Raw genomic sequence first — 13,656 nt, forward strand, 5'->3', positions numbered from 1 at the left:
CGGCCAGCCTACGAGACACGGATTGCCCGCCGTGTTGTTCCACCCCGTCCCGATGTCGGAGCCCCCGCGTAAACTCTTCCGAGTGACAGTTCCCGGGATCGTTCGCGCCCTCGAGCAGGCTGAGTCGTATCGTGAAGCCGCTTCGGCTGCTTCCTCCGACCTGTCTCTCTCCCTCGTCGATGGCCTCGACGCCCCGGTCATCGCCGGCCTCGTCGAACGGCGCCGCTCGGCGGGTGGCCCCGGTGCCGTGTTGGTGATCGCCCCGACCGGTCGACGAGCCGAGTCTCTCGGTCCGGCTCTGGATGCCGTCTTCCCCGGCGCACAGGTTCTGCACTTCCCGGCGTGGGAGACGCTGCCGCACGAGCGGCTCAGCCCGAGCCCCGAGACGGTCGGCCGACGCCTCGACGTCCTGCGCCGGATCGCCGCGTGGGACGGTACCGCCCCCCTTGTCGTGACCGCATCGGTACGCAGTGCTCTCCAGCCGCTGGCTCCCGGGCTCGGCGATGTCGAGCCGATCGAGCTCGTCGTCGGCGGGCGTGGACTCGAACTCGAGGGCGTCATCACACGGCTCGTCGAGCTCGCGTACCACCGCGTCGATATGGTGTCGCGCCGCGGCGAGTTCGCGGTACGCGGCGGCATCCTCGACGTGTTCCCGCCCGTGGCCGATCATCCCTACCGCGTCGAGTTCTTCGGCGACGAGGTCGACCAGATCCGCGCCTTCTCCGTCGCCGACCAGCGTTCGCTCCCCGGCGAGGTCACCTCTGTGATCCTTGTTCCCAGCCGCGAGCTGCTGCTCACGACCGAGGTGCGTGCCCGGGCCGCCGAGCTCCGCGACGGCTACCCGGGCCTGCGTCAACTGCTCGAGAAGATGGCCGAGGGCATTCCCGCTGAGGGGATGGAGTCGCTCATCCCGGTGCTGGTCGACGACCTCATCACCCTTGTCGACTACCTCCCCGGCGGCAGTGCGGTGGCGCTCGTCGACCCCGAGCGTTCGCTCGCCCGCGCGACGACGCTCGGTGACACCAACCGCGAATTCCTCGAGGCTGCCTGGTCGGCGGCTACGGCTGGCGCGGACACCCCGGTCGACCTCGGCTCCGGCGATTTCGTCACCCTCGATGACCTGCACGAGAAAGCGAGCGGGCGCGGCGGTGTCTGGTGGCAGCTCAGCGCCTTCGACTCGGGAGCGGCCGATGCCGAGGACGAGGGGCTCATCGTCCGAGACGACTCGACCCACCGCATCAAGGCCGATCCCGTTCCCTCCTTCCATGGCAATGTCGAGGGCGCGACCGCTCACGTCGGCACGCTGATCAGCGACGGATGGTCGGTCGTCGTCACCGCATCCGGTCCGGGAATGGTCGATCGCGCCCGCGACGTGCTCTCGGAGCGCGGAATCGCGGCGCGTCGTGTCGACGACGTGCGTCTGGCGCCTGAGACGGGTGTCGCTCACGTGGTGTGCGCTCCTCTCGAACGCGGATTCCAGCTCCCCGAGGCGAAATTCGCGGTCATCACGGAAACCGAGTTCTACGGTCGCTCGGTCAGCGGCGACAACCGCGGCGTGAAGAAGCTCGCTTCCCGCCGTCGCAACGTCGTCGACCCTCTGCAGCTCAAGCCCGGCGACGTCGTCGTGCACGCCACCCACGGCATCGGCAAGTTCCTCGAGCTGACGCAGCGCGAGGTGTCCAGCGGCGGGCGCAACGCCGTCAAGACGACGAAGGAGTACCTCGTCCTCGAGTACGCGCCGGCCAAGCGCGGCTACCCGGGCGACAAGCTGTTCGTCCCCACCGATCAGCTCGATCTGCTGTCGAAGTACGTCGGCGGCGAGGCGCCCACTCTGTCGAAGATGGGCGGCAGCGATTGGGCCGCCGCCAAGGGGCGCGCCCGCAAGGCCGTTCGCGACATCGCGGTCGAGCTGGTGAAGCTGTACTCGGCGCGCATGGCGTCGAAGGGCTACGCCTTCGGTCCGGACACCCCCTGGCAGCGCGAGCTCGAAGAAGCATTCCCCTTCGCCGAGACTCTCGACCAGCTTCAGACGATCGACGAGATCAAAGCCGACATGGAGAAACCCATCCCCATGGATCGTCTGCTCTCGGGCGATGTCGGTTTCGGGAAGACCGAGGTCGCGGTCCGCGCGGCCTTCAAGGCCATTCAGGACGGCAAGCAGGTCGCCATGCTCGTACCGACAACGCTGTTGGTCAAGCAGCATCTCGAGACCTTCGCCGAGCGTTTCGCCGGGTTCCCCGTCACCGTGCGGCCGCTGTCGCGTTTCCAGACCGACAAAGACGTGAAGGCCACCCTCGCCGGCCTCACCGACGGCACCGTCGACATGGTCATCGGGACCCACCGCATCCTCACCGAGAAGGTGATCTTCAAGGACCTCGGTCTCATGATCATCGATGAAGAGCAGCGCTTCGGCGTCGAACACAAGGACCAGCTGAAGAAGCTCAAGACCAACGTCGACATCCTCGCGATGAGCGCCACACCCATCCCGCGCACGCTCGAGATGGCGGTCACCGGTATTCGTGAGATGTCGACGCTCGCGACTCCGCCGGAGGACCGGCACCCGATTCTGTCGTACGTCGGACCCCGCAACGACAAGCAGATCGCGGCGGCCATCCGGCGCGAACTGCTGCGAGAGGGCCAGATCTTCTACGTGCACAACCGGGTGTCCTCGATTCAGCGGGTCGCTGCGCACCTCGCCGAACTGGTCCCCGAGGCGCGCATCGTCGTCGCCCACGGGCAGATGGGGGAGCACGCGCTCGAACAGGTCGTCGATGACTTCTGGGAACGTCGTGCCGACGTGCTCGTATCGACCACGATCATCGAGACCGGCCTCGACATCTCGAATGCCAACACGATCATCATCGACCGCGCCGACAAGTACGGGCTCTCTCAACTGCATCAGCTCCGCGGTCGAGTGGGCCGCGGTCGTGACCGCGCCTACGCCTACTTCCTCTACGACGAGATGAAGCCCCTCTCCGAGACCGCGGCCGACCGCCTCGAGACCATCGCCGTCAACAACGACCTGGGTTCCGGCATGCAAGTGGCTCTGAAAGACCTCGAGCTCCGCGGTGCCGGCAATCTCCTCGGTGCCGAGCAGGCCGGGCATATCGCCGGCGTCGGCTTCGACCTGTATCTGCGGATGATCGGCGAAGCGGTGTCGACGTTCCGAGGTGAGGACGTCGACGGACCCACCGAGCTGCGGCTCGAGCTCCCCGTGGACGCACGCCTGCCCGAGTTCTACATCGACAGCGAGCGGCTGCGTCTCGAGGCGTACCAGAAGCTGTCGGCTGCGGCGTCAGGTACCGCGAAGGCCGACGCGATCGACCTCGTGGTCGACGAACTCCGCGACCGGTATGGGGAGCCTCCTGCGGAGGTCGAAGGACTCATCGCGGTCGCGCGCCTGCGTCGTCGTGCGGCGCAGGCGGGCTTGGCCGATGTCGTCGCCATGGGGTCCAATCTGCGCGTCGCCCCGGCCGACCTGCCCGATTCCATGCGCGTGCGGCTGCAGCGGCTGTACCCCAAAGCGAAACTTGTCGCCAATGGAAATGCGATGGTGGTGCCGCTTCCGCAGGATGCCGACGACGCGAACCTCATCGCGTGGGTGCGCCAGTTGCTCGATGCGCTGTGGCCGCTGCCGGTAGACGAGAACGCGGAGACCGCGAACGCCTGAGCGTCGCCCGCCTCGCGGATGATCGAGGCAGGAGCCCGGCCGACTGTTCGTCGGCCGGGCTCCGTCGTAGGAGCGTGTCATCCTCGGGTCCAGGGGCGGCGACACGCCCGGGTGGAGGCCTCGATTCGACCGATCCGAACTCCCGACGTAGTGTTTTACCTGTTCGCCCCACAGGGGAGAGCGGAGAGGCCGGAAGGCCCCGCTTCGTCTCAAGTGGCGGACTGTCCAGAACCTCATCGTTTCGGTGTATGGTTTTGGTTCTGGTCTTCGACCGGGTCTCACGACGTTGATCTTTGATGGGTCCCACGGTGAGAACCTTAAGGTTTGAATGATCGAATAGGTAGTGAATTGCCTCACGGGTAGGTCGGGAGATCGTTTCTGTGGGTGCGTCCGTTCCTTGAGAACTCAACAGCGTGCACTTGTCAAATGCCAATTTATTCCTCGTCGGTCTGACTTTTGTTGGATTGCGAGAAATTCCTTTGGATCAAAGACCAGCCCTTCCGGGGGTTGGCATATGAATTCGTCAGTTTTGATGTTTTCTCTTTGGTCAGTTTCAAACTCGCTATGACTGTCGTTTTCCCGGTGGTTGTATGCATTTCTTTTTTACGGAGAGTTTGATCCTGGCTCAGGATGAACGCTGGCGGCGTGCTTAACACATGCAAGTCGAACGGTGAAGCCAAGCTTGCTTGGTGGATCAGTGGCGAACGGGTGAGTAACACGTGAGCAACCTGCCCTGGACTCTGGGATAAGCGCTGGAAACGGCGTCTAATACTGGATATGAGACGTGATCGCATGGTCGTGTTTGGAAAGATTTTTCGGTCTGGGATGGGCTCGCGGCCTATCAGCTTGTTGGTGAGGTAATGGCTCACCAAGGCGTCGACGGGTAGCCGGCCTGAGAGGGTGACCGGCCACACTGGGACTGAGACACGGCCCAGACTCCTACGGGAGGCAGCAGTGGGGAATATTGCACAATGGGCGGAAGCCTGATGCAGCAACGCCGCGTGAGGGATGACGGCCTTCGGGTTGTAAACCTCTTTTAGCAGGGAAGAAGCGAAAGTGACGGTACCTGCAGAAAAAGCGCCGGCTAACTACGTGCCAGCAGCCGCGGTAATACGTAGGGCGCAAGCGTTATCCGGAATTATTGGGCGTAAAGAGCTCGTAGGCGGTTTGTCGCGTCTGCTGTGAAATCCCGAGGCTCAACCTCGGGCCTGCAGTGGGTACGGGCAGACTAGAGTGCGGTAGGGGAGATTGGAATTCCTGGTGTAGCGGTGGAATGCGCAGATATCAGGAGGAACACCGATGGCGAAGGCAGATCTCTGGGCCGTAACTGACGCTGAGGAGCGAAAGGGTGGGGAGCAAACAGGCTTAGATACCCTGGTAGTCCACCCCGTAAACGTTGGGAACTAGTTGTGGGGACCATTCCACGGTTTCCGTGACGCAGCTAACGCATTAAGTTCCCCGCCTGGGGAGTACGGCCGCAAGGCTAAAACTCAAAGGAATTGACGGGGACCCGCACAAGCGGCGGAGCATGCGGATTAATTCGATGCAACGCGAAGAACCTTACCAAGGCTTGACATATACGAGAACGGGCCAGAAATGGTCAACTCTTTGGACACTCGTAAACAGGTGGTGCATGGTTGTCGTCAGCTCGTGTCGTGAGATGTTGGGTTAAGTCCCGCAACGAGCGCAACCCTCGTTCTATGTTGCCAGCACGTAATGGTGGGAACTCATGGGATACTGCCGGGGTCAACTCGGAGGAAGGTGGGGATGACGTCAAATCATCATGCCCCTTATGTCTTGGGCTTCACGCATGCTACAATGGCCGGTACAAAGGGCTGCAATACCGTGAGGTGGAGCGAATCCCAAAAAGCCGGTCCCAGTTCGGATTGAGGTCTGCAACTCGACCTCATGAAGTCGGAGTCGCTAGTAATCGCAGATCAGCAACGCTGCGGTGAATACGTTCCCGGGTCTTGTACACACCGCCCGTCAAGTCATGAAAGTCGGTAACACCTGAAGCCGGTGGCCTAACCCTTGTGGAGGGAGCCGTCGAAGGTGGGATCGGTAATTAGGACTAAGTCGTAACAAGGTAGCCGTACCGGAAGGTGCGGCTGGATCACCTCCTTTCTAAGGAGCATCTGGCACTCGGGTTTCGGTTCGAGTGTCCAGGCGCCAGTTCAACACCGAATGTGTGTTGCTGGTAGCTCATGGGTGGAACATTTGATGGGGTGCTCATGCCGATGGTTCGGGTCTAGTACGCAGCTTGCTGTGGGAACGGTTCGGGTTGGTGGGGTGGGTACATGCACGCTGTTGGGTCCTGAGGGGCCGGGCGCTGGTTGCGCTAGTCGGAAGGCTGGTGTGGTTGGTGGCTGTTCCTCGTGGGCCTTCCCTGCTGTCACGGTTGTGGCGTGTGGGGTGGGTACCGCCCGTACTTTGAGAACTACACAGTGGACGCGAGCATCTTCGACATGACTTTTTGGTTGTGTCGTGAAGATGATCTTAAAGATCATTAGTCAATTTTTTGACGATTCAACTCATGTGATTTCAAGTCTTTAAGAGCAAACGGTGGATGCCTTGGCATCTGGAGCCGAAGAAGGACGTAGCAATCTGCGATAAGCCTCGGGGAACTGATAAGCGAGTTTTGATCCGAGGATGTCCGAATGGGGAAACCCCGCCAGGGCGCGTGCGTACCTGGTGACTCCCGCCTGAATATATAGGGCGGGTAGAGGGAACGTGGGGAAGTGAAACATCTCAGTACCCACAGGAAGAGAAAGCAAAAGCGATTCCGTAAGTAGTGGCGAGCGAAACCGGAAGAGGCTAAACCTAGCGTGTGTGATAGCCGGCAGGCGTTGCATGTTGGGGGTTGCGGGACTTTTCTGATTGTTCTGCCGAATGATCGACGTGACAAGAGGGTATAGACGAACGGTTTTGAATGGCCGGTCATAGAGGGTGCGAACCCCGTAGTCGAAATGCCTGTTCTTGGCGTGAGAAGTATCCCAAGTAGCACGGGGCCCGAGAAATCCCGTGTGAATCTGTCAGGACCACCTGATAAGCCTAAATACTCCCAGATGACCGATAGCGGACAAGTACCGTGAGGGAAAGGTGAAAAGTACCCCGGGAGGGGAGTGAAATAGTACCTGAAACCGTTTGCTTACAAACCGTTGGAGCCTCCTTAGTAGGGGTGACAGCGTGCCTTTTGAAGAATGAGCCTGCGAGTTAGCGATACGTGGCGAGGTTAACCCGAGTGGGGTAGCCGTAGCGAAAGCGAGTCTGAATAGGGCGATTCAGTCGCGTGTCCTAGACCCGAAGCGAAGTGATCTATCCATGGCCAGGTTGAAGCGACGGTAAGACGTCGTGGAGGACCGAACCCACTTAGGTTGAAAACTGAGGGGATGAGCTGTGGATAGGGGTGAAAGGCCAATCAAACTTCGTGATAGCTGGTTCTCTCCGAAATGCATTTAGGTGCAGCGTTGCGTGTTTCTTGCCGGAGGTAGAGCTACTGGATGGCCGATGGGCCCTACAAGGTTACTGACGTCAGCCAAACTCCGAATGCCGGTAAGTGAGAGCGCAGCAGTGAGACTGTGGGGGATAAGCTTCATAGTCGAGAGGGAAACAACCCAGACCACCAACTAAGGTCCCTAAGCGCGTGCTAAGTGGGAAAGGATGTGGAGTTGCTTTGACAACCAGGAGGTTGGCTTAGAAGCAGCCACCCTTGAAAGAGTGCGTAATAGCTCACTGGTCAAGTGATTCCGCGCCGACAATGTAACGGGGCTCAAGCACGCCACCGAAGTTGTGGCATTGACATTTTTGGTAGGCCTTCGTGGTCCAGCCGTGTTGATGGGTAGGAGAGCGTCGTGTGGCGAGTGAAGCGGCGGGGTGACCCAGCCGTGGACGCTACACGAGTGAGAATGCAGGCATGAGTAGCGAAAGACGTGTGAGAAACACGTCCTCCGAAAGACCAAGGGTTCCAGGGTCAAGCTAATCTTCCCTGGGTAAGTCGGGACCTAAGGCGAGGCCGACAGGCGTAGTCGATGGACAACGGGTTGATATTCCCGTACCGGCGAAGAACCGCCCCAGTCAATCCAGTGGTGCTAAGAGTCCTAGCTCACGCTTTAGCGGATCCCTTCGGGGTGAGGCGGGTGTGTGTGAACGCTCGACCCCATGCTGGTGCGGCTAGCGTATTAACAGGTGTGACGCAGGAAGGTAGCCCAAGCCAGGCGATGGTAGTCCTGGTGCAAGTGCGTAGGCCGACTCTTAGGCAAATCCGGGAGTCATGAGGCTGAGACACGATGCGGATAAAAAGTGGGTGATCCTATGCTGCCAAGAAAAGCATCGACGCGAGGTTCTAGCCGCCCGTACCCCAAACCGACTCAGGTGGTCAGGTAGAGAATACCAAGGAGATCGAGAGAATCGTGGTTAAGGAACTCGGCAAAATGCCCCCGTAACTTCGGGAGAAGGGGGGCCATCCACTTATTAGGACTTGCTCCGAAAGGGTGTGGTGGCCGCAGAGACTAGTGGGTAGCGACTGTTTACTAAAAACACAGGTCCGTGCCAAGTCGCAAGACGATGTATACGGACTGACGCCTGCCCGGTGCTGGAAGGTTAAGAGGACCGGTTAGCCGTAAGGCGAAGCTGAGAATTTAAGCCCCAGTAAACGGCGGTGGTAACTATAACCATCCTAAGGTAGCGAAATTCCTTGTCGGGTAAGTTCCGACCTGCACGAATGGCGTAACGACTTCCCAACTGTCTCAACCGCGAACTCGGCGAAATTGCATTACGAGTAAAGATGCTCGTTACGCGCAGCAGGACGGAAAGACCCCGTGACCTTTACTACAGCTTGGTATTGGTGTTCGGTGTGGCTTGTGTAGGATAGGTGGGAGACGGTGAAGCATTCACGCCAGTGAGTGTGGAGTCATTGTTGAAATACCACTCTGGTCACTCTGGATATCTAACTTAGGACCGTGATCCGGTTCAGGGACAGTGCCTGGTGGGTAGTTTAACTGGGGCGGTTGCCTCCCAAAATGTAACGGAGGCGCCCAAAGGTTCCCTCAACCTGGTTGGCAATCAGGTGGCGAGTGTAAGTGCACAAGGGAGCTTGACTGTGAGACTGACAGGTCGAGCAGGGACGAAAGTCGGGACTAGTGATCCGGCAGTGGCTTGTGGAAGCGCTGTCGCTCAACGGATAAAAGGTACCTCGGGGATAACAGGCTGATCTTGCCCAAGAGTCCATATCGACGGCATGGTTTGGCACCTCGATGTCGGCTCGTCGCATCCTGGGGCTGGAGTAGGTCCCAAGGGTTGGGCTGTTCGCCCATTAAAGCGGTACGCGAGCTGGGTTTAGAACGTCGTGAGACAGTTCGGTCCCTATCCGCTGCGCGCGTAGGAAGTTTGAGAGGATCTGACCCTAGTACGAGAGGACCGGGTTGGACGAACCTCTGGTGTGTCAGTTGTTCCGCCAGGAGCACCGCTGATTAGCTACGTTCGGGATGGATAACCGCTGAAAGCATCTAAGCGGGAAGCCGGCCTCAAGATGAGACTTCCATACCTTTATGGTGAGAGGCTCCCAGCCAGACTACTGGGTTGATAGGCCGGATGTGGAAGCGTAGTAATACGTGAAGCTGACCGGTACTAATAAGCCGATGACTTGATAACACACCTGTTTTTGGTGCTTGCGTCCACTGAGTGGTTCTCGATGTACGGTCGGGAACTCAACAATGATCATGTCGTTGTTGGTTTGTGAAACATCAATAGTGTTTCGGCGGCCATAGCGAGAGGGAAACGCCCGGTTACATTCCGAACCCGGAAGCTAAGCCTCTCAGCGCCGATGGTACTGCAGGGGGGACCCTGTGGGAGAGTAGGACACCGCCGGACTTCTTTTCAGTCGAAATGGCCACCCAACGTTGGGTGGTCATTTCGCATTTACGGGCACTTTCGGGTGCGGCACCGCGTCGGCGCGTCCTTCCGTACGGAAGCACCCACCAACGCACCCCCCACACCCACCGTGTGGGGCCTGCCGTATGCTCGCTACCTGTGGTTGCGTGCCATCCACGGTGACGGGGCTGGCCGATGCCTCGGCCCTCCTCTCGTAGGCAGTCTTTACTGATGCTCCGCGCCGCAGGTGCGTTCGATCGAGCCACATGCACGGTCGTTCGCGCCATGGTTCGCCGACGCGTTCGGAGCGGTGGAGCACCTCGAGGTATTGCCTCGTCAACGCAGAACGCGCCGGCTCCCGCGAGGGGAGCCGGCGCGTTCTGCGAGGGATCGTGTCTCAGCCGGTGTTCTGCAGACCGGCCGCGACTCCGCTCACCGAGAGGAGCAGGAGGCGCTGATGTTCCGCATCCGGAGTCGGGTTCTCGGCGTCCGCGTCGCGGAGGGCGCGCAGAGCTCGCAGCTGAAGCAGCGAGAGAGCGTCGACGTAGGGGCTGCGCATCTTCACCGCGCGCTGGAGGATCGGCTTATTGCTCAGCAGATCGCCGCCGGTGATGCGCTCGACCCACGACCGCGTCAGAAGCATCTCGTCCATGACGAGCTGAGCGAGATCGTCTCGATCGCCGAGAGCGAGGTAACGGCGCGCGATGCGCTCGTCGGCCTTCGCGAGGCTCATCGCCACGTTGTCGATCATCGTGCGGAACAACGGCCACTGCTCGTACGCGTCACGGAGACGTTCTTCGTCGCCGACGGCCTGGAGCGCGGTGCCGAGACCGAACCAGCCGGCGAGGTTGATGCGCGCCTGCGTCCACGAGAACACCCACGGGATGGCGCGGAGGTCCTCGAGGGACTCAACCGACAGACCGCGGCGGGCGGGGCGGGATCCGAGGGCGAGATGTCCGAGCTCTTCCATCGGCGTGACGGTGGCGAACCACGGCGCGAAGCCGGGCGCCTTCACCAGGGCGAAGAAACGCTCGCGTGAGGCGACGTCCATCGTGCTCGCCACATCTGCGAACGCTTCTGCGGCGCCGCGATTGCGTCGTTCGATGGAGGGGGAGGATGCCGTCAGCACGGCAGCCGCCACCTGGTCGATGTGACGCATCGCGATATCGGCGTCGCCGTAACGGGCGAAGATGACCTCGCCCTGCTCGGTGAGCTTGAACCGGCCGTCGACGGAGTGCGGGGGTTGCGCGAGGATGGCGGAGTTCGCCGGTCCGCCGCCACGGCCGAGAGCACCACCGCGACCGTGGAAGAGCGTCAATTCGATGCCCTCCGCCTCAGCCCATGTGGAGATCTCGGCCTGCGCCTCGTACAGAGCGAGGTTGGCTGCGACGGGGCCGACGTCCTTCGAGGAGTCGGAGTACCCCAGCATGACCTCGAGGCGTCTGCCGGTGGCATCCAGTCGGCTGACGAACGAGGGGTGCGAAACGATCTCGGCAAGGATGCCGGGGGCCGCCTGCAGGTCGGCGAACGTCTCGAACAGCGGGATCACGTCGAGAACGGGGAGGGCTTCGCCGGGGCCCACCGCGTAGGTGGCCAGCTCGTGCACATTCGCCAGGTCTTCGGCCGACTGGGTGAACGAGACGATGTAGCGACCGGCGGCACGGGGGCCGAATCGTTCCTGGACGTATGCGATCGAGCGGAAGACCTCGAGCACCTCGTCGGTCTGCTCGCTCCGCGCGCCGCCGGATCGGAGTTCCTGGAGCACCTTACGGTGCACGGCGGAGTGCTGGCGCACCTCGAGTTCGGTGAGGTGGAAGCCGTACGTCTCGACCTGCCAGACGAGACGCTGGAGGGACCCGTACGCCTGACGGGCGGCGCCAGCGGCGACCAACGAGTCCTGCACCAGGCGCAGGTCCGTGAGCAGGTGCTCGGGGTCGCGGTAGGCCAGGTCGGCGTTGCGCGTGCGCGTCGCGGCGATCTTGCGTGCGAGCAGCAGCAGGATCCGGCGGTGCGGCTCGTCGGGCGAGCGCTCGGCGATCTCGGCCGCGGCGTCCTCGTCGGCGGCGCGTAGACGGTGCCAGAGAGCGATCAGAGCATCGCTGGGCGGGGTGCTCTCGGCATCCAGCGTCAGACCTCGGCCCACGCGCTGAGTGGTGCGTTCGAGGCCGAGCAGGACGTGCTCGCTCGCGATCGCCGCGGCTTTGCGGGTGACGGATGCCGTGACGAAGGGGTTGCCGTCGCGGTCGCCGCCGACCCATGAGCCGACGCGCACGAACGGCTTCACGATCGGGGCGCGGGATCCGGCGTTCTCGCCCTGCAGGATGTCGTCGATGCGGCGGTACACACGGGGCACGGCGGTGTACAGCGTCTCGTCGAAGACCGACATGACCGAGCGGACCTCGTCGACGGGCGAGGGCTTCTCGCGCCGCAGAGGAGCGGTGCGCCACAGCGTGTCGATCTCTTCGAGCATCCGGCGTTCCGTGCGACGGCTCTCGGTTCCTCCCTCGGAGGCGTCGTCGTGCTCCGAGAGCAGCTCCGAGAGGCGCCGGATGCTGGTCGAGATGGCGCGACGGCGGGCCTCGGTGGGGTGGGCGGTGAAGACCGGGTGGAAGCGGAGAGCCTGGAGACGCGCGAGCGCGGTCTCTTCGCCGACCTCGGTCGCGAGACGCTCGAAGGCGCTCGCGATGGTGTCGGGAACGCCGCTGCGCGACGGTTGATCGCCGCGCTCTCTCAGCACGCGTACGCGCTGGTGCTCTTCGACGAGGTTGACGAGGTGGAAGTAGGCGGTGAACGCCCGCGCCACTTCGTCGGCTCGCTCGATCGAGAAGCCGTCGGCGATCGCGGCGGCGCGTTCGAACGCCTCGGGCGTCTCGTCGGTGTAGGCCTGGATCGTCGCCGAGCGCAGGCGCTCGACGTCGTCGTATAGTCCGGGGGAGCCGCTCTCCTGAAGGACGCGGCCGAGGAGCGATCCGAGCAGGCGCACGTCGGCGCGCATCTGCTCGGGGAGCTCCTGGCCCGCTTCGAAGCGGCCCACGAGGTCGATGGCCTCGGTCGGGGTCAGTTCACGCACACGCCCCAGATTATCGGCGTCGAGCGTGCACCGATTCACGTGTAACGGCATGCGTCGGTTTCGCGCGCCGAACTCCGGAGTTTCTCCGGTCGCGAGGCGTCAAGACCGCAGCAATCGAGGCGACGGGGGCGTGGCATCCGGAAATCTCCGGCTTCGGCGACGCACCGAGGGGCGGTACGGGGAGGAAGCGCGTCCGGGCGACGGGTCGCGCCTCGACGGCCGGGGGCGTTCGCTCGGCGAGAAGCGGGCGGAACAGATGACCGCATGGCAGATGCCGGGGGTCGGCCCCGTGTGTGTCCCCGGGGGATACTCGTGGCGAGCGGTGCCGTCCGGCCCGCGGAGGGAGGAACCGTGAGCGACGACGCCCTGCGGGAGGCAGCCGAGACCATGCGCGCGGTGCGCGAACGCTGCGCCTGGACCCAGACGATCGACCACCGCGACCTCGTGCCGTACCTGGTCGAGGAGAGCGCGGAGGTCATCGACGCGGTGGAGTCCGGCACGCGCGCCGACCTGCGCGAGGAACTCGGCGACCTGTTGTGGCAGGTGCTGTTCCACGCGGAGATCGCCGCGGGACACGCGAGCGACCCCTTCGACATCGACGACGTGGCTCGGGGACTCACCGAGAAGATGGTGCGGCGGCATCCGCACGTGTTCGCGGATGCCGTGGCATCCACACCCGAGGAAGTCCTGGTGCACTGGAACGCGGCCAAGGCGGCCGAGAAGAGCACACGCACCAGTGTGCTCGACGGGGTCAGCGACCACATGCCCGCCCTGGCCCTGGCGCAGAAGCTGGTGGGGAAGGCGGCGCAGGTGGGGGCGCAGGCGCCGCCGCATCGTCTGGCGGACCCCGTGAGCGAGGCCGAATTGGGCGACGCTCTGTTGACTCTCGTGCAGCTTGCTCGCGCCCGGGGCTGGGACGCCGAACGCGCGCTGCGGGAGCGTCTGCGGACACTGCGCTCCGAGGTGCGCGCGGCCGAGGGACGCGGCGAGGCCGCGTCGGGGTAAGTGATTCGCGGGCGGTGAGTGGCTGTCGCCTGCGTCTCGGCCA

Annotated in this window: 3 protein-coding genes and 3 rRNA genes; 5 read left to right on the forward strand and 1 reads right to left on the reverse strand. The window is 62.7% G+C overall.

Annotated features, from left to right (window positions below; genetic code table 11):
- Positions 1 to 82: 82 nt before the first annotated feature.
- From mfd to rrf, 4 genes are all read left to right on the forward strand, one after another.
- The gene (gene mfd, locus QE454_RS10950) at positions 83 to 3,670 is read left to right on the forward strand and encodes a transcription-repair coupling factor (protein ID WP_307455458.1); all 3,588 of its coding nucleotides are present in this window, start codon (positions 83 to 85) and stop codon (positions 3,668 to 3,670) included.
- A gap of 602 nt (positions 3,671 to 4,272) precedes the next feature.
- Positions 4,273 to 5,794, forward strand: a 16S ribosomal RNA gene (locus tag QE454_RS10955).
- Between the two features lie 415 nt (positions 5,795 to 6,209).
- Positions 6,210 to 9,319 (forward strand): 23S ribosomal RNA (locus QE454_RS10960).
- A 102-nt stretch (positions 9,320 to 9,421) separates the two neighbouring features.
- Positions 9,422 to 9,538: ribosomal RNA gene (rrf, locus tag QE454_RS10965) — 5S ribosomal RNA — on the forward strand.
- The 16S, 23S and 5S rRNA genes sit together here, the layout of an rRNA operon.
- Before the next feature lie 397 nt (positions 9,539 to 9,935).
- Here the strand turns inward: rrf and QE454_RS10970 are convergent.
- Positions 9,936 to 12,608, reverse strand: a complete 2,673-nt coding sequence (locus QE454_RS10970; protein ID WP_307455456.1) for a phosphoenolpyruvate carboxylase — start codon at positions 12,606 to 12,608, stop codon at positions 9,936 to 9,938.
- A 387-nt stretch (positions 12,609 to 12,995) separates the two neighbouring features.
- Between QE454_RS10970 and QE454_RS10975 the strand changes: the two genes are divergently transcribed.
- On the forward strand, positions 12,996 to 13,613 hold the full coding sequence (locus tag QE454_RS10975; protein WP_307461092.1) for a MazG family protein: 618 nt from the start codon (positions 12,996 to 12,998) through the stop codon (positions 13,611 to 13,613).
- Positions 13,614 to 13,656: the final 43 nt, after the last annotated feature.

Source organism: Microbacterium sp. SORGH_AS_0454, assembly GCF_031453395.1.
Taxonomy (GTDB): Bacteria; Actinomycetota; Actinomycetes; order Actinomycetales; family Microbacteriaceae; genus Microbacterium.